At 58.3% G+C, this 24,564-nt stretch carries 16 protein-coding genes and 1 pseudogene; 9 read left to right on the forward strand and 8 right to left on the reverse strand.

Annotated elements, in window-relative coordinates; all coding sequences use genetic code 11:
- Positions 1-4 precede the first annotated feature (4 nt).
- From KW837_RS25700 to KW837_RS25715, 4 genes are read left to right on the forward strand one after another with little or no spacing between them, the layout of a single operon-like run.
- Complete coding sequence (locus KW837_RS25700) at positions 5-1,267, forward strand: hypothetical protein (RefSeq protein ID WP_218398986.1); 1,263 nt, start codon at positions 5-7, stop codon at positions 1,265-1,267.
- 59 nt (positions 1,268-1,326) lie between these two features.
- Positions 1,327-2,070, forward strand: a complete 744-nt coding sequence (locus KW837_RS25705; RefSeq protein WP_218398987.1) for a molecular chaperone — start codon at positions 1,327-1,329, stop codon at positions 2,068-2,070.
- Positions 2,071-2,117: 47 nt separating this feature from the next.
- Positions 2,118-2,612, forward strand: coding sequence for a CS1 type fimbrial major subunit (locus tag KW837_RS25710; protein ID WP_218398988.1), 495 nt, complete (start codon positions 2,118-2,120; stop codon positions 2,610-2,612).
- Between the two features lie 50 nt (positions 2,613-2,662).
- Complete coding sequence (locus tag KW837_RS25715) at positions 2,663-3,949, forward strand: hypothetical protein (RefSeq protein WP_218398989.1); 1,287 nt, start codon at positions 2,663-2,665, stop codon at positions 3,947-3,949.
- A gap of 220 nt (positions 3,950-4,169) precedes the next feature.
- Here the strand turns inward: KW837_RS25715 and KW837_RS29160 are convergent, their stop codons facing one another.
- Positions 4,170-5,594 carry an NEL-type E3 ubiquitin ligase domain-containing protein gene (locus KW837_RS29160; protein ID WP_371317172.1) on the reverse strand — a complete coding sequence of 475 codons (1,425 nt, stop codon included), beginning with the start codon at positions 5,592-5,594 and terminating at the stop codon, positions 4,170-4,172.
- A gap of 234 nt (positions 5,595-5,828) precedes the next feature.
- Between KW837_RS29160 and KW837_RS29165 the strand changes: the two genes are divergently transcribed.
- Positions 5,829-6,116 carry a hypothetical protein gene (locus KW837_RS29165; RefSeq protein WP_368731966.1) on the forward strand — a complete coding sequence of 96 codons (288 nt, stop codon included), beginning with the start codon at positions 5,829-5,831 and terminating at the stop codon, positions 6,114-6,116.
- A 2,175-nt stretch (positions 6,117-8,291) separates the two neighbouring features.
- On the opposite strand, the pseudogene KW837_RS29170 reads toward KW837_RS29165, so the two are convergent.
- Together KW837_RS29170 and KW837_RS25725 are read right to left on the reverse strand one after the other, a co-directional pair.
- A pseudogene (locus KW837_RS29170) lies at positions 8,292-9,284 on the reverse strand (dermonecrotic toxin domain-containing protein); the annotation flags it as partial.
- A gap of 146 nt (positions 9,285-9,430) precedes the next feature.
- Positions 9,431-12,580: a transglycosylase domain-containing protein gene (locus KW837_RS25725; RefSeq protein WP_218398991.1), complete on the reverse strand. Its 3,150-nt coding sequence runs from the start codon at positions 12,578-12,580 to the stop codon at positions 9,431-9,433.
- 630 nt (positions 12,581-13,210) lie between these two features.
- Here KW837_RS25725 and KW837_RS25730 point away from each other — a divergent pair.
- The gene (locus tag KW837_RS25730; RefSeq protein ID WP_008072301.1) at positions 13,211-14,632 is read left to right on the forward strand and encodes an amino acid permease; all 1,422 of its coding nucleotides are present in this window, start codon (positions 13,211-13,213) and stop codon (positions 14,630-14,632) included.
- A gap of 54 nt (positions 14,633-14,686) precedes the next feature.
- Here KW837_RS25730 and KW837_RS25735 read toward each other — a convergent pair whose 3' ends face one another.
- On the reverse strand, positions 14,687-15,811 hold the full coding sequence (locus KW837_RS25735; protein ID WP_218398992.1) for an OpgC family protein: 1,125 nt from the start codon (positions 15,809-15,811) through the stop codon (positions 14,687-14,689).
- 221 nt (positions 15,812-16,032) lie between these two features.
- On the opposite strand from KW837_RS25735, the gene KW837_RS25740 reads away from it, so the two are divergent.
- Genes KW837_RS25740 through KW837_RS25750 form a run of 3 tightly spaced genes read left to right on the forward strand, consistent with a single transcriptional unit; the run spans position 16,033 to position 20,043 of the window.
- The gene (locus tag KW837_RS25740; protein WP_123500628.1) at positions 16,033-16,974 is read left to right on the forward strand and encodes a glycosyltransferase family 2 protein; all 942 of its coding nucleotides are present in this window, start codon (positions 16,033-16,035) and stop codon (positions 16,972-16,974) included.
- Position 16,975: 1 nt separating this feature from the next.
- Positions 16,976-18,484 (forward strand): glucosyltransferase domain-containing protein, encoded by a 1,509-nt coding sequence (locus tag KW837_RS25745; RefSeq protein WP_218398993.1) that lies wholly within the window; start codon positions 16,976-16,978, stop codon positions 18,482-18,484.
- Between the two features lie 5 nt (positions 18,485-18,489).
- Positions 18,490-20,043: a glycosyltransferase family 39 protein gene (locus KW837_RS25750; protein WP_218398994.1), complete on the forward strand. Its 1,554-nt coding sequence runs from the start codon at positions 18,490-18,492 to the stop codon at positions 20,041-20,043.
- 8 nt (positions 20,044-20,051) lie between these two features.
- Here the strand turns inward: KW837_RS25750 and KW837_RS25755 are convergent, their stop codons facing one another.
- The 4 genes from KW837_RS25755 to KW837_RS25770 are packed head-to-tail and all read right to left on the reverse strand — an operon-like array spanning position 20,052 to position 24,561.
- Complete coding sequence (locus KW837_RS25755; protein WP_007905780.1) at positions 20,052-20,336, reverse strand: putative quinol monooxygenase; 285 nt, start codon at positions 20,334-20,336, stop codon at positions 20,052-20,054.
- A 57-nt stretch (positions 20,337-20,393) separates the two neighbouring features.
- Entirely contained in the window at positions 20,394-21,797 is a 1,404-nt protein-coding gene (locus tag KW837_RS25760) for an ATP-binding protein (protein WP_218398995.1), read from the reverse strand.
- A complete protein-coding gene (locus tag KW837_RS25765; RefSeq protein WP_218398996.1) occupies positions 21,794-23,605 on the reverse strand; it encodes a DAHL domain-containing protein in 1,812 nt (603 codons plus the stop codon). Before KW837_RS25765 ends, KW837_RS25760 begins: the two co-directional genes overlap by 4 nt.
- The gene (locus KW837_RS25770) at positions 23,602-24,561 is read right to left on the reverse strand and encodes a cytochrome-c peroxidase (protein WP_218398997.1); all 960 of its coding nucleotides are present in this window, start codon (positions 24,559-24,561) and stop codon (positions 23,602-23,604) included. The genes KW837_RS25765 and KW837_RS25770 overlap by 4 nt, the downstream gene beginning before the upstream one ends.
- Positions 24,562-24,564: the final 3 nt, after the last annotated feature.

A 24,564-nucleotide genomic window follows, 5' to 3' on the forward strand; every position in this document is an offset into this window, starting at 1 on the left:
CGACATGAGTGTCTTCAACAGGCTTGAAAAAAAACTGCGTAGCGGGGCATTGCTGACGGTGCTGTATGGGTTGTGTTCGTTACCGGCGGGTGCGGCGGTGTTGAACATCAATGCGTCGTTCGCCCCGGATTCGGCTGCCCCCCATAGGAATGAATTCAAGAATCAAACCCCGTCTCAAGGTTTCTGCACCCAAGTCCCTCAGGCATGTGAGCCGGAAGGTCTGTTCAGTCTGATCGCGCCGATTACCTTTACGGCCAATGCACCGATCCGCGCCAACCATGCGGATCCACGTCAGGGAGGAATGGCCAAAGTACCGTCGGAGTGGCGGGACGTGCAGGTCACCCATTCGTCCGGTGAGACCCATATTGTCAAGATCCGGATTGCTGGCATCGGTCACGAATCGGCAATACCGGTGCCGATCTCTGAGTTGACGGGGCAGGATGGGTTGCGCGGTTGGGACAGTCTGTGGCAGGGAGGCGGATGGATTTATGCGCCGTCCCCTTGTCAGGGTGTCGGTTGGGCCACCGCCGGGACTCGTGGTTACAACAGCTTCTGGAAAGTCCCCCGGGGCGCGGGCGTCTGCGCCAAACAGGCCCTACTCGAAATCCCTTTGTCCTTTCGCTACCTGTACTTCGTGTTCGGTTACCAGCTGATAACCCCTAATCCGTTAAGCATGCAGAGCGGTCAATACACCGGTTCGATCACCTTCAGCGTCGGGCCAGGTCAGGATTTCGACATGGGCGATGTCATGCAGCCCGACGACTCGACATTGACCTTGAACTTCAATCTCGACGTACAGCACACCCTCAAAGTCGACATTCCTCCCGGCGGCAACAAGGTCGAACTGGTACCGGAAGGCGGCTGGCAAAACTGGCTGCAAAACGGGCGCAAACCGGTGCGGCTGTTCCGGGACCAGACCTTCAATATCTCCGCGTCGTCGCGGTTCAAGATGGAGCTGAGTTGCTTCATCACCGGAACTAACAATTGCATGATTGTCGACCTGGTTTCAGGGCGTACCGCGGAGGTGCAGATATCAATCAGCTTGCCCAATGGTCTGACGGACCTTGTGGGGGAACCGGTCAAGCGCAGGCGTTTTTATCCTGGCTCGCATAGGGCCCAACAGTTTCAACCTGCCTTCTATGTCGATCGGGCTCCCGGCGTTTTGCACTTCGAAATCGATTCCTTTTACGTGAACTCAATGCTGCAAAGCGGCCGTGCGGCCACCTATTCCGGGACGGTCACGGTGATCTGGGATTCGGAAGTCTGATGGGCTGTTTATCGAGTTATCGAGCCAGCGTTGTATTCAATGTCATGAGGTTCAAGGTTATGAAGCGTCTGTTTGCACTGGTAAGTCTGGGCGGGTTTTCCCTGGCCGTTCAGGCGGGACCCAATATCAATGTCGGGACGGTTTACGACTATCTGGATGGCGATAAAAGTACCTACCTGAAACGGGTGTTCAATGGCGGCGACAGCACGGCTTTCGTCAAGGTCAACATTCTGGAAATCATCTACGACGCCGATGGCACGCCCCGTGAAGTGCCGGTCAAGAGCAAGGCCGACGCCAGCGCCCGCGACGGATTGATGGCCAGCCCCGCGCGGCTGATCGTACCGGCCAATGGCATGCAAGGTTCGCGTCTGTTGTACATGGGCGAACGTGACACCGAACGCTATTTCCGCGTGCGCTTCGTGCCCGTGGTGCCGGAAAAGGAAGACGAATTCGCCGTTTCCGAGGAAGAACGCGACACCTACAAAAAGAACCTGTCGGCGGGGGTCAACGTGATGGCCGGTTTTGGCACGGTGTTCTTCGTGCGGCCGAAAAACACCCGTTATGACAGCGTGATCGATGATGGTCCGGGCACTTACAGCATTCGCAACAACGGCAACACCGTGGTGGTGGTCGATGAGTTCAAGAACTGCTCGCTGAAGGTCGAGACCGAATGCGAGCCGACCACCAAGCACCACATCCTCGCGGGAAAGAGTTTTCAGTTCGAGAAAAAACCCGGTCGTGAGTACCGTTTCCAGCTGATTGAAGGCCAGGCCAAAAAGACCATGCGCATTGCCAGCCGGTAGCACCGACCCGTGTTGCTGCGGTTTTCTTTGATGAACAGGTACCAGACATGATCAAGCAATGGGCTTTCGCGGCATCGTTGAGTGCCGCGACGCTGATGAGCTCCCAGGTGTTCGCGGCGCGGGAAGAACATGAGTTCGAAATTTCGGTGAACATCCCCACCTTGGCGTTTTACGTGATACCGGCGGAAACGGACTGGATTCATCGCGAGCAGAGATTGCCGTGGAATCCTCATACGTCAACCTTGGGCGGTTTGCGCAAGTATTTCGACGTCAAGCACGACACCAGCGCGATTGAAGCGCGGCTGGAGACCGAACCTTATATCTCCAACGGCAACGATGCCGAGAATATATACCTGCGCGTCAGCTTCAACGGTCAGGAGCTGAGTCACGACGCTCAGCCCCGGCAAGTGGTCTCGGCACAGGAGGCCATGGCAGGCAGTCGGGTGCGGTTGGACATCGAGCCGACAATCCCCACTGGAGGTTATAAACCGGGCAGTTACTACGGCAACGTGCTGTTGGTGTTCAGTGCCGTGGCGCCCTGAGCCCGTTAAAAAAACGTCCTCCATCCCATGACAGGGAGTCATGAGCGAAGATGAAATCAGTGAAGGTTTGTAAAACCCTCCTCCAGGGCAGCGCGGGGTGGGTGATGTTGTGTGCATTAACCGTTGAATCGGTGATCGGCGCGACCATGGACATCAGCGCTTCGTTCAGGCCGGATCCGTCCAAACCCCATGAAAACAAGTTCACCAATGACACCCCGGTGAGCGGACATTGCGCACATCAACCTGAATTCTGCAAGGAGCAGGGGTTGTTCTCATTGCTTGTCCCCATCGAGTTTCAGTCCATCGCTCCCATCCTGGCCGGGCATGCCGATCGCCGCAAAGGGGCGATGTTCAAAGTGCCGGCCGATTGGCGACGGCTCACGATCAGAAAGGCCGACGGTCAGCCAGAGACATCGGAGGTCGAAGTTCGTATTGTTTCTATCGGTGGCCGTTACATTCTTCCCGATACGGCGCAGAACCTGGTCGGTGAAGGCTCACCATCCAATGATAATTCGGTCTGGCACCGCCGTTTATGGGGAGGGACTGACTGGACATGGGCACCACCTGCGCCCTGCATGGGCTCTGGTGGCGGCATGTACGTGCAGCCAACCTGGCGCACTTTTTTCTGGCTGACGCCCACATCGGGCGAGTGTGCTGCAATTGCGGGATATCGAATCGAGACGTTCAGGTATGACCAGATGCAAATCGGTTATGAATTGAGAACACCCGATCCGCTGCATATGTCTTCCGGAATTTTTATCGGCGATTTGACCTACAGCGTCGGCCCCGGCATGGACTTCGACATGGGCGATATCATGCACCCCAGCGACTCTACCCTGACATTGAGTTTTACCCTCAACGTTGAACATACGCTCAAGGTCGATATCCCACCGGGCGGTAACAAAGTCGTGCTGGAGCCGGCCGGCGGGTGGCAAAACTGGCTGCAACACGGACGAAAACCGGTACGTCTGTTCCGCGACCAGGTCTTCAATATCTCGGCGTCATCACGGTTCAAGATGCAAATCGACTGCGAAATCCCCGGCCTGTATGACTGCATGATTCGCGACCCCGTTTCGCAGCGTGCCGTCCTGGTGGAACTCAGCGTCACCCTGCCCGATGGCTTGACCGATCTCGCTGGCGTACCGGTCAAGCGCCGTCGTCTGGTACGTGTAGGTCAGGAGGAGCAGCAAAAATACCAGGCCCTGAATTATGTGAACAATCGGCCGGGCATCCTGCACTTTGAAGTCGCGAGCGAATACATGGATTACATGCTGCAACCTGGTGTCGCCGCCCGCTATACCGGGAACATCGTCGTGATCTGGGATTCGGAAATATGAAAGCCTTGGGCTAGTGCCGGTAAGTTAAGACATTTGAGCGACGAAAATCCTGTGGGAGCGTGGCTTGCCCGCGAAGAATGCACCGCGGTTTTTCAGGTGCTACGCGTCATCGTTCTTCGCGGGCAAGCCACGCTCCCACAGGTTCTGCGTCTTGACTTACCGGCTGACTGTTTGCCTCCAGGTACAGCATCTGGCAATGGTCGAAACGTTCAGGGCGTTATCAATGACCTGCCATTCTCAATGCCATTCGGGTCAGGCGTCGCGCCAGCTCCTTTTCGTCGTCGAAAAGGTCGTTGATCAATCGGTTGTACACCTCATCGGTCATTTCCTTGCCAGTGAACACAACCGACTCGGGCACCGACAGCTGTCGGGCAAGGTCTTTGAGTTTTTCCGCGAGCTGATTTTTGTATTCATCCGTGCGGTGCCGGGTATGAGCCCGTTCGTTTTGCGTCTGCCGCAAGTCCGCCAGTAACCCGGCCTTGACCACCGCGTACAGCTCGGTGTTTTCCTCAAATGCTCGCGGGTGCGTCGCGCGCAGGTATTCAACCCAGAAGCGTTGCTCCAGCATCTGGTTCACCAGCCCGTCACCGTACTCCAGTGACAGCACCGCGCCGTAGGCGTGATCGATCATGCTCTCACTCACGCCGGCAACCGGCCGGTGAAGCATGCTTCGCGATTGCCAGGGCAGGTCCAGCCGTCGGGCCAGACCGGTCTGGTAGGCAAGATAGACCTCGACTTCATCCGGTGTGAGGCCGCTGGCCATCCGTTCCTGCATGTCCGCACGGGCAATCTCGTTCACATGATCCAGACGCGCCGCACTCCGGGCCAGGGTCACCAGTTGACGTTCGAGCATCTGCGGCGAGGTGCTCAATGACCTGGCTTCCGAGGCCAGCACTTCCAGCCCCATGTTGTTGAACAATTGAGCGCCGGCATCGGCGCAGTTAACGGGTGAGCTGGCCATGGTGAAGAGCCTGTTCCTGAGCTCGGCATCCATGTCGGCGGCATCGATCATTCGCCATACACGCTTGGCCAGATCGGTTCGAAACTCGCCTCCAGCTCGATAATCAGCAGACTGGGTAAGGCCGCGAATCACCGTGAAGAATCCCGCCGAGTCCGGTTCATCGGCCAGATCACCCCAGGCCTCGCCACGGTATCGGCCAAGCCCGGGGGAGGGCGTCCACCATTCGCTGTCGTCAGTTACAGGCCAGAAGACCAGATCGTTGTCGGTGGCAGGTGGATAGGCATGTCGGGGGCTGAGCCCCACGGACCTCCTGAGGTTTTCGTAGGCCAACCGGTTCACGTCGCTGAGCGCTTGCGCGTTGAGCCGGGTGCGCGCGACCACAAAGGCATCGTTCGAGCCCGGGATCACATCGGGAATACGCGCCAGCGGGTTGTCCTGCAAGTCGAGGAAAAAACCGCGCGGTCGAGGTTTGCCGAAGGTGCCTTGGGGCCAGGTGTCGATGCCGGTGTCACGCAGGCTGACGATCATCAGGCCGGGCATGTGTCCGATGTCCGGTAGCGCGCCCAAGGGGTTGTGATCCAGCCTGAGGGTTTTCAGGTAGGTCAGGCGGCTGAGTTGTTCAACGCTTTGCGCTGTCAGGCGGATGTGGTTGTTGTTCAGGCGCAGGGTCGACAAAACGTGCATAGCGGTGATGCCCTGGGGTATTTCAGTCAGTTGACAGCCTCTGGCGCTTAATTCGTCCAGGTGCGCAAAGTCCTTCAACAGACCGCCCGGTTCGCTGGAGAAACGCGTGTTGTCCAGATTCAATACCGAGACCTTGTCGAGAAACCGCTTGAGATCGGGCTTCTGTTTCCACCAGGTCTCAAGATTGACACTGCTCAGTTCCACCGATAAATCGAGACGATAACCGCCGTGGGGATGCAGGCTGCGTTCGTCGAACACCAGGCTTCGACGTTCGAAACACTCGATCAGCCGTTCGGCGATGTGGCGCCCGCCGCCGTCGCGGAAACCCTGGGGGTCAGGCCCCCAGATGTCGGGTTGCTGATAGCGCCACTGATTGAGGGTGACGCGCAGGTCGTCGAGTTCATCCTCAAGCGCCGAAAGGGTGGTCAGGGGGTCACCTTGCGCGGTCAAGGCCTCGACAAATCTCGTGGCCTCCTCAGCGCTGAAGGTCGGGTAAAGGTCGCGAACCCGCCGATCCAGTGAGGCGGAACCGTCCTTGCTCAGCCCCCCACCCTGTAACAGCAGTGTGGTGATCCGGTCACGCTGCGAGCGAATCGGTATTTCGGCGAGCGCGGTTCTGCGGACTTCAGGGGTGACGAGGATTTGCTTGAACCAGTGTTTGAGCGCCTTGCCCTGGCCGAGCTGGAAACCCAAGGCGTTGCGCTGATCCTGCGGCATTGCGCGCAGCAACGACTCATAGAGGCTGCTGGCTCCGTAAAGGCGATTGTCCTCGTCGAACACTTCGTATTTGTTGCGCACGCCGCTGCTGACGAGCGTCCTGACCCGGGTGGCAGATTGCGCGCCAACGCTGCAGCGCAAGCGACCGTGCGGGAAGCCGTCGCGGATGTCGACACGCAGGTCGGTGAATACGTCGCTGTGCAGTCTCAGCGTATTCAGGACCAGACGCTCGGTGTCCGCGGTTAACCCCGAATGCCCATAAAGGCTCTCGGTTGCCCGGACCGCGCGCACTTCGAAATTCAGTTCGCGGGCCTGATTTTTTATACGCAACGGAAGGCGTTTTTCGCTGAGCATCTTGAAACGTTCCGCGCCCGTGGCGTTGGCCAGCAGTGTTTGGCTGATGCTTGAGGGCAGTTCGGGAAACGCGTCTCTAAGCAGCCGCACTTGCGGATCGCGGGTTTTTTCCCGGGCGCGATACGTCCGTTTGGCCAACCTGTCCATGTCGCCTTCGACAAAGTCGGCCAGTTGATCGCGCAAGGCTTGTGCCCGATGCACCGGTGGCACGTCGGGGCCGAGCATGACGGCGAGTTCGGGCTCATCCAGAAACGCCACCACGCGTTCGGGCAACTGCCCGGCCATGACGTCCGCCAGGCTGATGCTGAGGATGTCCGATGGCAAGGCCTCGGGATTGCCATAGAGGCGGTCTTGCGCCGAAGCACTGGTTTGATGAAGCACGCGCAGGGCCTTGTCTTCAGGCCAGCCGGGCAGCTCAGTCACAGTTTGCTCGAACCAGGCCGAAGCCGGATCAGGCGTCAGCGGCAGACCACTGCGAATCTGTTCTTCCAGCCGGGCGACATCTTCATACGCCTCGAAGCGTTTCAGCGCATCGGCCAGCAGCGGCGGTGGCGCGTCAGACTCGACGTACATCCGTCGCAACGCATCGTGGTCGGTGCCGCTGATGGTGCGGATCTGCTCCAGTTCGCCGTCGCTAAAGCGCTCGACCGAATGCCCGAGCCGGCGCATCAGTTGGCGTTCACTCCAGGCTCTGGGCTGTTCGCCTTCATGTACGAAGGCACCCAGGCCATTGTGTGTCACCTGCGGCCGATAAGCGTCCGGCCGCCGGGGATGAATCACCCGCATCCGGCCGGAGGGTTCTCGCTCGACCTCAAGCAGTTTGCCCTCGTGGGGCAGAATGGATTTGCCTTGATGCCGGTGCAGCCCCCAGGCATCCGGTGTCGAATCGGCGGGCAATGACAGGTTGTGCTGTTGATAGGCAGTGAGATCGGGATGCCACAGGCGTTGGCTGCCGTCAGGCAATTGCACCGGTTTCATCGCGTTGATGAACGGTGAGGAGAGGGATTTGCCCAGCTCGGCGGCGCCGGCGAAGATACCGAACTGAACCAGGTTTTCGACAATGCCCAATACATGCCCGGCCGCTTCGGTGGTCTGTCCTTCAGCCCAGTCCACAACGCCTTCGAACACCTCGTCCGTCAGTTGGTAAGCGGTGTACGCCAGCATCAGCTCGCCGAGCACCGGCACGAACGGCGTGACCACGAACAGGGCCACATTGAAAATGTCCGAGAGCATCTTCTCCAGGTTATCCCACCAGGCCCAACGCGCCATGCGGTCGGCATCCTGGGTGGAGATCGCGAGGTCGCGGGCATCGTTGACGATCTTGTTGAGCCTGATCCGGAACAGGTATTGCCAAAGGTCGTCGTGGGCCGGGTCGGGCGAGCGGTTTTGATAGTCATCGGTGATCGCCTGGACGCTGAAACTCAGGTTGGGATTGTCCACCGGCGTATCCCTCCAGACGGGGCCGCCGGCCTGCCGATCACGTTGATGCCATTTCACCGTGCTCAGGCGTTGATTGAGACTGGCGAAGAAATGCCCTCGCTCTTTGTGGGGCACGAACTGGCTGAAGAACTGTTGATAAACGAACCCACCCGATGACTGTCCGTCGGCGGGTTTTTCTTCCCGCAACTGGCGAGTCAGTTCGGCCATGAACTCGGCGGGCGAGGGGTATTCCTTGAGTGGGTGTTGGTTGTCGTGTGGCACATAGGCGATCAGGCGACCGGGAGAGCCACCCGGTCCCGGGTCGGTTGTGATCAACAGAATGCCCGCCAGCACCGTTTCCATCATGGCCAGGTTGTAGTAGCTCACGGGCTTGCCGTCCAGCCTCAAATCCTGTCGGCCATGGACCAGATCGAGGATGAGTCGATGGGCGTGCGCATCAATGTGTTTGTTCAGCAGTGCCAAATGTGCCGCTGCTTTCAACGCGGCTTTTTGGCTGGCAATGACCGCCGTGCGCACGTTGTTGGCGACCCGGGAGCTGCCGAATCCAAGGGCCTGACGCAGGGCCTGCTGGTAGCGGGCGCCGATGTCCAGATCTCGGCAGATGGCCTTGAACGCTTGGGCGGTAAGCGGAGCTCCCGTGATCCTGTGGTTGATGTGCAGCGTTTTCATCTGTCCGCGCGGGTCCGGCGCGTCAAGAAAAGCAAAGTCCGAAAATGTTTCGTCATCCGAGAAATTGTGCAGGGCCGCGTTCAGCAACGAGACTGTCCGAACCTTCGTGCCACCCTTGAAATCGTGCACCCACCATGGGCGGCCGACGGCGGCGTAAAGCCGCAGGTAGGTGTTCCTGACATCAATATCGCCGTAGTGCTCGCTGAGCGCATTTTTCAACAGGGGGTCGGCAAACGCATAAACATCGGTCAGGTTATCAAGCAGGGCGTCCACGGCGTTCTGGGTAGTCCAGTGCTCGGATATCGCCTCTTTGAGCTGATGGTGAGCTGAGCGGGCATGGGTTTTGAACGGAGCGAAGTCGCGCTGGGCAGCCTTTAATGCGCGAGCGTTGACAGGGGAAATGTCGGTGATCCAGGCGGGCAGCGCCTGCGCGATCCAGGTGTCATTAATGCCGTCCTGGTTTTTTTTGGTGTTGCGGCGTCTTTGATCAATCCTTGATAAATTCGTCATGTGCTAACCGTCTAAAGCTGTAATCAGGCTCTTCAGGTTAGGCAGGTGCTGCGGTCGAAAAAAGCTCAAATACAGGGTTGGATTGCCCCGAAAGACGCCTCAATCCAACTATAAACAAAGAGCGAAAAATACAGGAATACCACCCTTTAACGTGCAGATGTGCCCAGTGCAGCCGCGGCTTGAGTGACGACCGGTAATCCCGTCCCGGCATAGCACAACGTATGGGTGCCCGGTTGCAGATAAGGCGACAGGATCGGCGCCATGCCCTTGAGCACTTGCGCGGGCAACGCCGAGGTGAATTTGAAATTCTCCGCCGAGCGACCGGGGACATAGGCGGTGAGGGTGCCGAAATGCTTGTCGCCGACAAAGAACACGAAAGTTGCCGTGCGGTTGATCGATTTGGAACTGAGAATCCGCCCGCCGGAACCGATGGCTTCAATGCGGTTGTCGCCGGTGCCGGTCTTGCCGCCCATGGCCAACGGGCTGCCATCGGCCAGTTTGAAGCTGCCGGCCAGGCGTTTGGCGGTGCCGGCGTCCACCACTTGTGAGAGGGCTTCGCGCATCGCGGCGGCCACTTCCGAAGGCATCACTCGTTTGCCGACCACCGGATTGTTGATCAGGCGGGTTTCATAGGGCGTATCTGCCGCGAAGTGCAGGCTGTCGATCCGCAATGTCGGCATCCGCACACCATCGTTGAGAATGGTGCCGATCAACTCGGCCAACGCAGCGGGGCGATCGCCCGAGCTGCCGATAGCGGTGGCCAGCGATGGCACCAGGTGATCGAACGGATAGCCGACTTTCTGCCAGCGCTGGTGAATGTCGAGGAACGCTTCAATCTCCAGCATGGTGCGGATGCGGCTGTCACGGGCGCCCTTGTGACGGCTTTTGAACAGCCAGCTGTAGACTTCCTGGCGTTCGAACTGGCTGGCTTTGACGATCTGGCTGAACTTGGCATCGGGGTTATTCAGCAAGTAGCCGATCAGCCACAGATCCAGCGGGTGGACTTTGGCGATGAAGCCTTGATCCGGCAGGTCGTAGCTGCCAGGGCCGTAACTCAGGTAGAGGCGTTCGAGGCGTTCATCGGTCAGTTTTTCTTGAAGCTTGGCGCCTTTGAGGTGCGAGCGTACGAAGGTGTTGAAGCTTTCCTGGTCGGCCTGGGGGAATAGATAACGATGCACGGCGGCCATGCGAATCGGCGTCGGGCGCATGCCGTCGAGAAAGGTCTCGAGCCGCGCCTGGGTGTCCTTGTTGCGGTATTTCTTCCAGAACTTCAGCAGGAATGAGGTGCCTTCTCTGTCGGCGAATGAGGCCAGGTATTCCTGACGTCGCGGGTCGCGATCGTCCTTGAGCAATTCGGCGCTGCTGTTAGGGCCCGCGTAGGTGCTGTAGCGCACCAGGTCACGCATCAGCCGAATGAACGGCAGGTTGATCGATTCGCGCAGAGCATCGCGCAGGGTCGGCAGGCGGCCGTTGTCTTCCTTGCGGAAGTTGACGAATGTGTGCAGTCCGCCGCCAGTGAAAAAGGCCTCGCCAGGGCTGGCGGAATATTTGCGATCCAGCGCGGCGCCGAGCATTTTCGGCAGGCTGCGGTCGGTGTTCTGAATCATGTAATCGACGGCCCAGCGGGTCAGGCGATCCGGGTCGGCGACTTCGGTTTTCTTCAGTTCGGCGACGCTCATGCTGGCGTAGCGATCGTGCAGTTCGGCCATGATCTGCAGGTAGGTGGTGAGCACGCGCATTTTTGCGGTGGAGCCCAATTCCAGCTTGCTGCCTTCATTGATGTCGAATGGCTGGTCGGTGCTGTCGGTTTGCACCCGCACGCGCGAACCGTCCGGCGTCAATTCGAACAGGGTGAAGCTATAGCGCACCTGCGCGGTGTTGGTGGGGGTGAGCAGGCGTTCGCCGATCAGGCCGATTTCCGCTGCATAAGCTGGATCGGCCAGATGCTTGAGGTATGCGGTGGCCTGGGTTTGCAGCTCGCCTTGCAAGGTACTGGTGGCGGACAGGTCGAGGCGGTCGAGGTCATACAGCGGACGATTGAGCAAACCGGCCAGGCGGCTGCGCGCCACACTGATGCCTTTATTGGTTTCGATGGGCTGAATGGTGGGCTGGGTGGCCCAGTCGCGGTAAGTCACTTTACTGGCCAATGCCGCCGTGGCGAGTGGCGCATCGATCACGCCGTTTTGAGACAGCAGACGAATATGGCTGTCGGTGAGGCTGGCCAATTCATCACGGCCCTTGGTCAAGTAATGGGAAGGGCGGCGCTGAGCAATCATCAGTGACAGCATTTCGCGCAGGGCCAAGCCTTTTTCCGACAGACTTTTCGGATCGGTGTCGGTGCTGGCCAGCTGTTCATTGGCCTTGTTGAAGTCGGCGCCGTACCAGACTCGCAGGCCTTCGGCCATGCCATGCACTTCACCGTGGCCCGGTACCGCCGACAGCGGAACACTGTTGAGGTAGTCGCGAATCACGTTTTGTCGCGCCTGGAGGGTTTCCGGCCCCGCCTGATAAGCGCGCACGCTGGCGGAAATCATCTGGCGGATTTTTTCCGCGCCCGACATCGTCAATCCATCGGGCGAATGGCGATATTTCTCAAGTTGCGTGGCCAGCGTACTGCCGCCCGCCGACTGCCCGGGCAGGCTCAACAGCTTGGCTACCTGGGACCACGCCGCCTTGCCGAACCGCGGCCAGTCCACGGCGGGGTTGGCCAGAGGCTGACGGGGATCGAGCAAAAAACGGTTTTCAATAAACAGCAAGCTGCTGACCACGACCGGCGGGATCGCGGCAAAGCTTGAATAGAGTTGCTGGGGGTACTTGAACTGGTACAGCGGGGCCGCGCGGCAATCGGTGATTGACAGCCCAGCCTGGATTTTTTCGGCATAGGGCACAAAAAAACCCTTGTCGGTGTAATTCATCAGTGCTGGGGAGAAGCGGGTTTGTGCCGCTATGACGTAATCGCGTTTGAGCAGTCGCGGTAGAAATTCATCCATGGTGCTGTAACCCAAACGCTGATCGAACGGGCCTGCGCCAGGGTAGCGAATCGCATCGCTGGGTCCGGGTTGCAGCTCGTACTTCAGCGAGGCTGCGTATTTGCTGATTTCCCGGGCCTGAAACTTGGAGGTGCGCATTTCCTTGGCCGCGGCGAGGCCCAGGACAATCAGGATAATCAGCAACAGCAACCAGAAAGCCCCCCAGCCGTGCCGGGAGCGACGGGGTTTCTCAGGTAAAGGCGCTTCATCCACTCGTTCAGTCGGAACCACGGTTTTACTCGAATCGGTTTGCCACAAAGCGCCCATAGTCGACTGATCCATTCACGCAGATTGATCGGACTTGCTTGAAGCTTAGACGGTGGTTGGCGTTGGTGAAAAAATTGTGAATAACCAAATATCGGGTACGCACCATTCCTTGTGGCTTGTGGCTTGTGGCGAGGGAGCTTGCTCCCGCTGGGCTGCGAAGCGGCCCCAATCCTTACCCTCACGGTTTGTCTGATAAATACCATTCGCCGGTTTTGCGACTGCTTCGCAGCCGAGCGGGAGCAAGCTCCCTCGCCACAGGGACGGTGATGTCGTCTGTAATGGCCGAGCTAGACGCATCAAAGAGCTAAATTCTGTCTAGGTAGGGGCATGACGATGCACCATTGCTGTGCAATACTCGGCACCGTTTCAGTGGCGAATAATCCTGCATAAGTCAGGTAATGCCCCTCCGTAAACCCCGCTTTTGCCGAGAGTTATGGCTGAATGTTGTGGTTTATAGAGTGAAAAACCCTACTGGAAGCTTTTTATACTGCATGCCCGCTGATCTTGCAGGTTTTGGTCCTGCAAGACGTGTCTGCCCATGAAGCAGGCTCGGTTTCAACAGGCACTGGTTTATCGGTCGGTGCTTCGACACTCGGTGGTCACATCCAATAACAAGACGAGGTTGTACCTATGCCAGTCGGCAATCACCTGCCTCACGGCGAGACCGCTCAGGGCGGCCCGCTTAAACGCGAACTAGGCGAACGGCATATTCGCTTGATGGCGCTCGGTGCCTGTATCGGTGTCGGCCTGTTCCTGGGTTCGGCCAAGGCCATCGAAATGGCCGGCCCGGCCATCATGCTCTCTTACATCATCGGCGGTCTGGCGATCCTGGTGATCATGCGCGCCCTCGGCGAGATGGCGGTGCACAACCCGGTCGCCGGCTCGTTCAGCCGTTATGCCCAAGACTATCTCGGCCCGTTGGCAGGTTTTCTGACCGGCTGGAACTACTGGTTCCTGTGGCTGGTGACTTGCGTCGCGGAAATCACTGCGGTGGCGGTGTACATGGGCGTCTGGTTTCCCGACGTGCCGCGCTGGATCTGGGCATTGGCGGCGTTGATCAGCATGGGCTCGATCAACCTGATCGCGGTGAAAGCCTTCGGTGAGTTCGAGTTCTGGTTCGCCCTGATCAAGATTGTCACCATCATTGCGATGGTGGTCGGCGGCATCGGCGTGATCGCATTCGGTTTCGGCAACGACGGTGTGGCGCTAGGGATTTCCAATCTCTGGGCCCACGGCGGCTTCATGCCCAACGGCGTGCAAGGCGTGTTGATGTCTCTGCAAATGGTGATGTTCGCCTACCTCGGCGTCGAGATGATCGGCCTGACCGCCGGTGAAGCCAAGAACCCGCAGAAGACCATCCCCAATGCGATCGGCTCGGTGTTCTGGCGGATTCTGCTGTTCTACGTCGGCGCCTTGTTCGTGATCCTGTCGATCTACCCGTGGAACGAAATCGGCACCCAGGGCAGCCCGTTTGTGATGACCTTCGAGCGTCTGGGCATCAAGACCGCCGCCGGCATCATCAACTTCGTGGTGATCACCGCTGCACTGTCGTCCTGCAACGGCGGCATCTTCAGCACCGGGCGCATGCTCTACAGCCTGGCGCAGAACGGCCAGGCTCCGGCCGGCTTCGCCAAGACCTCGAACAACGGCGTGCCGCGTCGCGCGCTGCTGCTGTCGATCGGTGCCTTGCTGCTGGGCGTGTTGCTTAACTATCTGGTGCCAGAGAAAGTCTTCGTCTGGGTCACCGCGATTGCCACATTCGGCGCGATCTGGACCTGGGTGATGATCCTGCTGGCCCAGCTCAAGTTCCGCCAAGGCCTGAGCGCCAGCGAACGTGCCGGCCTGAAATACCGCATGTGGCTGTACCCGGTCAGTTCTTACCTGGCGCTGGCATTTCTGGTGCTGGTGGTCGGCCTGATGGCGTACTTCCCGGACACTCGCGTGGCGCTGTATGTCGGGCCTGCTTTCCTGGTGCTGCTGACGGTGTTGTTCTACGTGTTCAAGCTGCAACCGACCAATGTGTCGCAAGGTGCGGTGCGTTCGGCTTCGTAAGTTGTAACGCCAGAAATGCAAAAGCCCCGGTCTGAATGATCGGGGCTTTTGATCTTAAGCTACCGACACCACCATAGACCGATTCAACCGCTTGTTGAAATCCAGCCAGGCCCCCAGCAGCACCATCAGCCCGACCCCCAACATTGCGCTGAATACCTGCATCGCCAGTGCATTCGCGCCCAAGGCGTTGAGCATGTCCGCCAATGGCGCCAGCAACACGCCAAAACAAAACACTTCCAACGAATAACGACCCATGCGGCAGCTTTGTTGCGCCAGCCAATGTTGCGTCCAGCCGTTGTCGGGCAACAACCTGGCGGTGACGTAGGCGAGGGCGAGGAAATGCAGCAGGCGTGCCGGCGAGAGGTGGGTCTTGCTGATCGGATAGAGCCATTCGCCGAGTGTCTGGGGCATGAAGGCGTCATGCACGGTCGGCCACTTCCACGACACCGCGATCAGCCCGGTTACCATCAGATAGGTCAGCGCTGCGATAAAAACCGGCTGCCGGGTCAGCGGCCGAGGTTGCGGCGCCCGAGGCCTTTGCCCGTGAATCGCCGTCGCGCCACCGAGAATAAACAACAGTTGCCAGGCCATCGGATTGAAAAACCACACGCCACCGTCGGTGCCCGCCAGGTTCCATTGAAGCCATGGCGCCAGCAGATACACCACCACCGACAACCCCACCACGTATTCAGGCTTGCGCAGCAGCATCGGCAGCACCAGCGGCAGGCCGAGCAGCAACAAAATATACAGTGGCAGCGGGTCCATCAGGTTCGGCTTGAAGCGCAGCAACAACTCATCCATCAACGCCTGCTGCGGATTGCTGAGGAAATACTGCAAGCCCATTTCCTGCACCAGATCACGGGTTTCAACATGGCTGTTGGCGAAAAACACGATACCCATCAGCAGTGCCAGCAAAAAGATATGCACCACATACAGCACCCAGGCGCGTCGCAGGATTTTTACCGTGGCGACCATGAAACCGTCGCGCCGGGCGATTTTGCCGTAGGCCAGCACGGCCGCGTACCCGGCCAGGAACACGAAAATCTCTGCCGCATCGCGGAACCCGAAATTACGCACCGTGAACTGCGCGAGCGGGTTCTGTGGCACGTGATCCCAGAAGATGAAGATCAAGGCCAGGCCGCGAAAAAAGTCGATTCGGTGATCGCGTTCAAACGTCATGATGGCGGGCTTCTGAACGGGTTGAGTAGGAGCGAGCGGCGCGCAGGGTGGCGTGATTCGCCGCCAATTGCAAAAGGCTGGATATTACCGAATGTCTCAGGGGGCTATAGCGAACGATCGGGATGGCGTGTCCGTCGGTCTGCCGGGCAGTTCGCGCACCAGAACGCCCCCTGATGGCGGTCTGCCGAACATCTACACTTCGATTTTCAGGAGTGTGAAACGTGAAAGTTTCGCTGATTGTTCCGGTATTCAATGAAGAGCAGGCGATCAGTCTGTTCCATCAGGCGGTGCGTCGCGAATTGAAACTTGACCCGTGTGAGGTCGAGATCGTGTTCATCAACGACGGCAGTACCGACCGGACGGCTGAGCAGGCCAAGGCGCTGGCACAGGTCGATGAACAGGTGTTGCTGATCAACTTCTCGCGCAATTTCGGCAAGGAACCGGCGTTGTTTGCCGGCCTGGAATACGCCACCGGCGATGCAGTGATCCCCATGGACGTGGACCTGCAGGATCCGATCAGCGTCATCCCGCAGTTGATTGCCGAGTGGCAAAAGGGCGCCGATGTGGTGCTCGCCAAACGCCGAAATCGTGACAGTGACAGTTATTTGAAACGCCACAGCGCATCGCTCTTCTATCATTTGTTGAACAGGATTTCCTACACCCGGATCGAAGAAAACGTCGGGGATTTCCGGCTCATGGACCGCAAGGTGGTCAATGTGATTCGCGCGCTTCCCGAGCATCAGTTGTTCATGAAGGGCGTTCTGTCCTGGGCCGGATTCACCACCGCGGTGGTGGAGTACGAGCGGGCTCGGCGAGTGGCAGGACGCAGCAAGTTCAATGGCTGGAAGCTGTGGAACCTGGCGCTGGAAGGCATTACCTCGTTCAGCACGGTGCCGTTGCGATTGTGGACTTACATCGGTGGCGGCATTTCGATCTTCGCGGTGCTGTATGCGGTGTACATGGTGCTGGACAAGATTTTCTTCGGCAACAATGTCCCCGGTTACCCCTCGCTGATGACGGCCATTCTGTTTCTTGGCGGCGTCCAATTGATCGGTATCGGCATCCTCGGCGAGTATGTCGGCCGCATCTATATCGAAGCCAAGCATCGACCCCGTTATGTGGTCAAAGACGTCATTGGCGGCAAAGACCGGACCGGGCTTTAGCATGGGCAGGCTGAGCGACTTTTTCAGCAAAGAGCTCGGGCGTCGTCGGGTCTGGCTGTTTTTTTTGATCGCGACGCTGGTGTATGTCATTCCGCTGATCCTCGCGGACTATCCCTACATCGATGACAACTGGCGCTCGCTGTCGGCCGGTACGGCCTGGGCGGGGCAGGGGCGATTGTTCACCGAGCTGTTCTACAACCTGCTGACGTTCAGCGATGGCGCACCGAACATCTTTCCATTGCCGCTGCTGATCGCCACGCTGGCCATGGCTTTTGCGTTGACCAGCCTGACCTTCCATTACTACCCACGGCCGACAATATCCTGCTGCCTGGTGCTGTTGCCGCTCTGGTACAACCCGTTCTTCCTGCAGAACCTGTCTTATCAATACGACGGGCCGGCCAATGCCTTGAGTCTGGTGGCAGTGATCTACGCGATCACTTTTCGTCATCCCTCGCGCATTCTGCAATGGCTGGTGCCGGCCTTCCTGATTGCGCTGGCGCTGGGGTTCTATCAGGTGAGCCTGAATGTTTTTCTGGGCCTGTGTTGCCTGGAACTGCTCAGGGGCGCGAATGACAAATGGGCATGGCGGCAGTGGTACGAGTTGATCGGCTGGAAAATCGCCCAGGCAGGGCTCGGCGGGTTGATCTATAGCGTCACGGCTTATCCGTACATGAACCAGGATCGCGCCTTGCTGCTGAACTGGGCGGCGGCGCCCTTGCTGCAACTTGAAATCAACATCGGCCGGGTGCTGGAAAAAGTCGCGCTGCTGTTTCACGGTGGATTCGCTTGGGTGTTCGCTGCGCTGCTGTTGTGTGCACTGGCGGGCAGCGTGCGGCTGGCCCGGAACGTGATGGAACGCCACGACACCGGGCTGAGAAAAATCATGATGGGCCTGGCGTGCGTGCTGACGGTACCGGTCGTGACTTTACTGGTGTCGGGTGCTGCGCTGTTTTTCCGCGACTTCAATGAAGGCGCCAGAACCTTGATGGGTTTCGCGGTGTTGCTGGTGCTGGTGTTCTATTTGAGCCATCTGGCGCTGGCACCCATCCATGAGCGGCTGCCGCTGCTGTTGGCGGTGCCTCTGTTGGCCATGCTTTCGTTGTCTTACGCCTATGGCCGCGTGCTGACGGCGCAGAACACTTTTGCGTCCAGCGCGTTGTTTTCCCTGGGGCATGACATCGCGGCCCATCGGCAATTGCACGAGGCCAAGCGTATTTATCTGGCGGTGAGTTATTCCGATCACTGGCTGGTGGGGGCCGCGGGGTCGTTCAAGCAGATGCCGGTCTTGCATTATCTGCTGAACATCAACTTCTTCATGCTGGCTGAAAACCTGCCGAAGGCGGGCATCACCAATGTGGTCGCGGAGAGGGAGCGGCGCAACGCGACCCTGGCCGGTTACCAGGGTTACCCACCACGGGTGGAGAGCAAGTTCTATCGCATCTATCTGCTGGGCGATTACGGTTTCATCGTCATGAAAGAGCCGACCCCGATCATCACGCTGCAGTGGTGAGCCTGATGATTACCTCTTCGATCCCTCCCGAAAGCTTTCCATCCCGGATGGCCGACAGGGCAGGTCTGGTGGCGGTGATCGTCCTCGCGTTGTTCGCAAGGTTTCACTCCATCACCGTGCCGGTCATCTGGTACGACGAGGCCTACAGTATCTTGCTGGCCGAAGGCTCGCCTGCGTATATCTGGGCTACGACGGCACGGGATGTTCATCCGCCGCTTTACTATGTCTTGCTGCATTTGTGGATGTTGCTGTTCGGCAATGGCGTGTTGGCTGCGCGATCCCTGAGTGCGCTGGCGGATGTCGGCACGCTGTTGCTGTGCATTAAATTGATGAGTCAGGTGACGACGCGAAAGGCGACCTGGATAGCCGCCGTGTTGTTGGCGTTGCTGCCGATGTCGGTGCGTTATAGCCAGGAAGTGCGAATGTACACCTTGCTCGGCTTTTGGCTGATGGGCGCGACCGTGGCGCTGGTGTACTGGATCAAGGCACCGGATCAAAAGCGTTATCCGTTTTTTTACGTGCTGCTGATGTCGGCTGCTTTCTATACGCACTACTTCGCCGCACTGTGCGTGCTGGTGCATTGGCTTTGTTGGTGGCGAGCGCGGGAGGGCGGTCGGCCCAGGGCAATACCGATTCGTGCGTGGGTCGTGGCCAACAGCGCAATCGTTGTGCTGTACCTGCCGTGGATTCCTCATTTCATCGATCAATTGCTGCGAATGGACGGGCTCGAGTGGATACCGCCGCTCACCTGGCAAACAGCGCTGACCTTCGTTTGGCAATTGGTGATGATGGGGGATTCGGCCAGTTATTCATCCCTATGGCGTGTGATGCCCTCGGTGTTGATCGTTGTTTGCGCCGCTGCAGTGCTGCTCAAGGCTCGTCATGAGCGGCCTTTCAGCGTCTTGCTGGTGGGCTATTTCTTTGTGCCGGTACTGACCGTTTTTCTGGTGTCGCTGATCGTGCCGGTTTTCAATGCCAGATACCTGGTGTTCGCTGTCGCCGCGTTGCCCCTTATCGTTGCGCTCGCGTTGGACGCCTTCAGCCAACGCCATGCCGTTCTCGCCGCTGTCGCCATGGCGTTGGTTTTATTGGCAGAAGTACACGGGCTTTCGGCGGTCTATGCGCAAACCGATGAGATGAACGGGACGAGCATTCGCAAGGACGCAAGACTGGACGCCGTGGTCGCAGGGCTTGGCCGCGAAGTACGTCCGGGTGACGAGATCGTTGTGGATAATCTGTATTGGTATTTGCCGTTTACGTACTACAACTCGACCGGTATTCAGCCGAGGTTATACGCTTTCAAACCACCGACAGGCACCCTTTGGGGAACCGCCGAATACGGTGGTTGGGCACTCATCCCCCGTCACCTGCATTCGATTCTCTTCGACGATTTTTCAACCTTGCAACTGAATGCCAAGCGGATCTGGTGGGTCACGGGCGACGCTCGTCCTGAACACGACGCCTTGTTTCCCAAACACTGGAAGCAGGTGCTGATGCTAAAGGAAGGGGATAGCGAAGCCCGTTTGTTTATCCGGGGGGAAGCGGCAACCCCCCCTTGAGGTTGACGTCAGAACGCATCCATCAGCACAACAATACAATCCTTCGCCTGGTAACCATTGATCTGCGGCACCAGACGCCGAAAATGCTCAGACTGGCAATGAGCATCCAGCGCCGCCTTATTCGGCCATTGTTCGACAAAGATAAAGTGCCCCGGGTCTTTTTGATCGATGAACAGATCGTAAGCAATGCAATCAGGTTCCAGTCGAGTCTTCTCGACCAGTTCGGCGTACCACGGGCGAACGGTTTCAATGTATTCGGGTTTGATGAAATCTTGAGCGATTACTTTCAGCATGGGGTTCTTTCTTGGTGCATGGGTATTGGAACAGCCAGGTAGGAGCTGCCGACGTGTTTATGCTGGCCAGGATTGGCGCACCGGTAACTCGACCCGAAAGGTGCTACCCACCCCGACTTCGCTACGAACCGAAATATCGCCCTGGTGTTTTTTCACGATGCCATAGGACAGGGACAACCCGAGCCCTGTCCCCTGGCCCACCGGTTTGGTGGTGTAGAACGGGTCGAATATTTTCTGCAGGTTGTCCGGCTCGATACCTATGCCCGTGTCCGCGACCTCGATCGACACCGTTTCACCTTCAAGCCCGGTGCGTAGCGTGATGGTGCCCCGTTCCGGTCCCATTGCCTGGGACGCGTTGACGATCAGGTTCATGATCACCTGATTGATTTGCGACGGCAGGCATTCGATATCGGGCAGCTGTTGAAACTCCTTCACCACATCGGCCTTGTACTTGAGTTCATTGGCAACGATGTTCAAGGTCGACTCGATGCCTTGTTGCAGATTGGCCCACTGCCATTCCTGATTGGAGTCCACGCGGGAGAAGTCCTTCAGGTCTTTGACGATCTGCCCGACGCGGCCGATGCCTTCCTTGGACTCCTTGATCAGCAGCGGAATGTCTTCGCGCAGAAAGTCCAGTTCCACCCGTTCACGCAACTTGCCGAGTTGCTCGATGACCTCGCTTGAGCCAATGGCGTTTTCCGCCTCCCGATAGGCATCGAGCATGTCCTGCAGTTGTTTGAAGTAGCCATCGAGGGCGCCGAGGTTGGAGGAAATGAAGCCGATGGGGTTATTGATTTCGTGGGCGACGCCCGCCGCCAGTTGCCCCAGCGAAGCGAGTTTTTCCGACTGCACCAATTGGGATTCAAGCTGTTTACGCTCGTCGATTTCCCGCTGCAACGCCTCGCTGGCCTGCTTGAACTGGTCCGTGCGTTGATCCACCAGATGCTCCAGATGGCTCATTTGAATAGACGCCCGCTCGGTCATCTCCCATTTGGTGAGCAGGGTGTTGGCCATTTGCTGGACTTCAATGTTGTCGAACGGTTTTTTCAGAATCAGCAGGCGATCATGGGCATGCAAGCGTTCCAGCAGTTCATCCCAGGAATAGTCGGAATAGGCGGTACACACCACCACTTGCAGTAACGGATCTTTCTGCCACAGGTGTTCGATGGTCTGCGCGCCGTCCCAACCCTCGGGCATGCGCATGTCGACGAAGGCCAGCGCATAGGGGCGGTTTTCCTGTAATGCCTGGATGAGTTTGCCTAGCCCCTCCTGACCGCCATAGGCCGAATCCAGCTCGAACAGCAGGTTGGTGGATTTCGCTTCGCTGCCGAACAGCGCGGCCTCCATTTCGTCCAGCTCTGCATGCTGCGCTGATGTCGGGGTGAGGATCTTGCGAAAATCTTCATGGATGGACGGTGTGTCGTCGATCAGCAGAATGCGTCGGTTTGAAAGATCGCTCATGCTTCCTCCATGACGGGTTTCAACGGGATCTGCAAAGTGAACAGTGCACCTTTGCCCGGTCCGTCGCTGTGGGCGGTGAGATGGCCGTTCATCTCGATGGCGGCCAGGGCACAGCTGTGCAGGCCGAAGCCGTGACCTTCCTTGCGGGTGGTAAAGCCATGGGCAAAGATCCGCGTCATGTTCTCCGGCGCGATGCCTTCGCCGTCATCCTTGACGCTGATTTGCAGGATCGTGTCCTCGACGACTTTCACCCCAAGGGTCATTTGCCGCGGGCGATTGCTGAGGTCAGTCATGGCGTATTTGGCGTTGCTGATCAGGTTGATCAGGATCAGCAACAACCGGTGTTTGTCGCCCATCACTTGCGGTACGTCGCCGTACTCCTTGACCACCGTGACGTGATGCCGGGTCAGGGCGCCGGCGTTCATCCGCAGGGCATCTTCCAGCAGTTCGTTGATGTGCAACGGTTCCATCAGGCTGTTGGCACCCGCGTAGGATTGCTGGGTGGCGACGATGTCCTTGATGTGATCGACGCTTTTGCTCAGTTGCCCGAGTTCGTCGGCCATGCCTTGTTGCTCAAGGGCAATGGCATCCACCAGTTGGTTCAGGTAACCGGGCAGCAGTTTTCCTTTCTCGTCCTGGGTCAGGAAGGAGCCCAGGTCGTCTTGATGCGCGTTGATCAGCTGCATCGCCTTGCCCAGTCCCTGGGTCTTGCTGTTACGCAGCTTGCGGGTGACCAGATCGGCCGAGATGTTCACGCTGTTGAGCACGTTGCCGACGTTGTGCAGCACGTTAGTGGCGATTTCAGCCATGCCGGCCTGGCGAGCGGTGTCGAGCAGTTCGCTCTGGGTATCCTTGAGTTCGCGGGTGCGCTCCTCGACCCGTTGTTCGAGTACGTCGTTGGCAGTTTGCAGTTCCTTGTTGACCCGATGGGTCTCCCCGAAGCTGCGCATCAGCCGAACTGCCAGGTACACCAGCACCATCACCAGCAGCGTCGAAAATACCAGCATGTAGAGGTGGTAGCGCCGATTGGCTGCATCGGTTTGCTGCTGATCCTTGTTCAGCAGCGCAGTCATGTCGTCCAGCCGTGCGGCCACGGGAACGGCTTCGATATTTTCCAGCAGCCGATTGACCACGGGTTGTTCCCGCAGGATCAGCGCAATGTGATTGCTCAAGACATCGATCGGGCTATGAAACTGCTCCGGTAATCGTTCCTTGTTCACCCGCAGTTTGTTCAGCCCGACCAGGATATCGGCCGCTTTGTCGTCGGAGGTGACCTGGGCGAACTCCAGGCTGCTGAGCAGCAAGTCGTAGGTGTCGGTGGCGATGTTCTGTAGTTGCAGTTTGTCTTCGTCGAGCAGTTGGGTCAGCGGTTCCTGAATGTCGTCTTCGGCGGTGGGCAAAAACGCCAGTGAGTTACGCAGCACCGCGTTGTGCGATTTGAACTGCTCCACCAGCCGGGTTTTTTCCTGAATGGCGGCGTGGTAAGCCTCATGGCTGGCACGCCAGATCGGCGAGTCATTGCGACCATGACTGGACTCCATGGTCTCGAACTGCTGCCACAGGAGTGTCATCTCGGTCAGCGGTGCAACCAGCGGGTCGTAGTTGTGGCTGATGGCAATCCTGGCCTTGAGAATCTCGGTTTCCCACTGCGCGTTGAACTGTTTGATCCGGCCAATCAGGTCCCGGGACTCGGCGTACGTCGAGGTCTGGTCGGAGCTTGATTTGAGGTACAGAAACAGCAGTGTCGAGGCCAGCAACACGGCCACGCCACTGAGCAACAAGAGGTTGCGACGGTGGTACGTTTTCATAAGGATTTGCCTCCCCATTCACCGGTCAGGGTCTTGAGGAATTTGATGATCAAGGTCTTGTCCTGGTCAGAGGGCACGCGACCGAGCTGGAACTTGAACATCACGTCTACCGCGTCTTCGAGGGTCTTGGCCGAACCGTCGTGAAAGTAGGGCGCGGTCACGGCGACGTTGCGCAGGCTCGGAACCTTGAACACGTTGCGGTCTTCTTCGGCCTTGGTGACCAGATAGCGGCCCAGATCGGCTTCGGTGGGGTTGCCCCGGACCTCAAAGTAATCACCCATGACCCCGAATTTCTGGAACATGTTGCCGCCGATATTGACCCCCTGATGGCAGGCAATGCAGCCGTAGTCCTTGAAGCGCTGGTAACCGTACTTCTCCTCGGTCGTCAGAATCTCGGTATTGCCCAGCAGATATTGGTCGAAACGCGAGTTGGCGCTGATCAGCGTGCGCTCATAGGTGGCCAGGGCTCTTTGCACATTGTTCATGGTCACGCCGTCCGGGTAGGCCTTGGCGAATGCGCTTTTGTAAGTAGGGTCGGCGGTCAGTGTCTGAACGACATGCTCCCAGTGACTGCCCATTTCACTGGGGCTCTGCACCACTTCGTGGGCTTGCGTTTCCAGGGTATCGGCGCGGCCGTTCCAGAACTGCCGGAAATTCAGACTTGCGTTGAACACGCTGGGGGTGTTGATCGTCAAGGGGGCGCCGTTGAAGCCGATGGAAAACGCCAGGGCGTCGGCGCCTCCGTTTTCCAGACGATGGCAACTGGCGCAGGACAGGGTGTTGTTGACCGACAGGCGTGGTTCGTTGAACAACCGACGACCGAGTTCGACTTGCAAGGGATTCTGCTCGGGCACCGTGGGCAAGGGTTTGAGCGGTTCGTCCAGCGGTGCGCCGTTGGCTATCAGACAACATCCGAGTAGAGGCGCTAGAAGCAGGTAGTAGAAGGGGCTCGACATCTT

The organism is Pseudomonas sp. PDM24 (genome assembly GCF_019218905.1).
Classification (GTDB): Bacteria; Pseudomonadota; Gammaproteobacteria; order Pseudomonadales; family Pseudomonadaceae; genus Aquipseudomonas.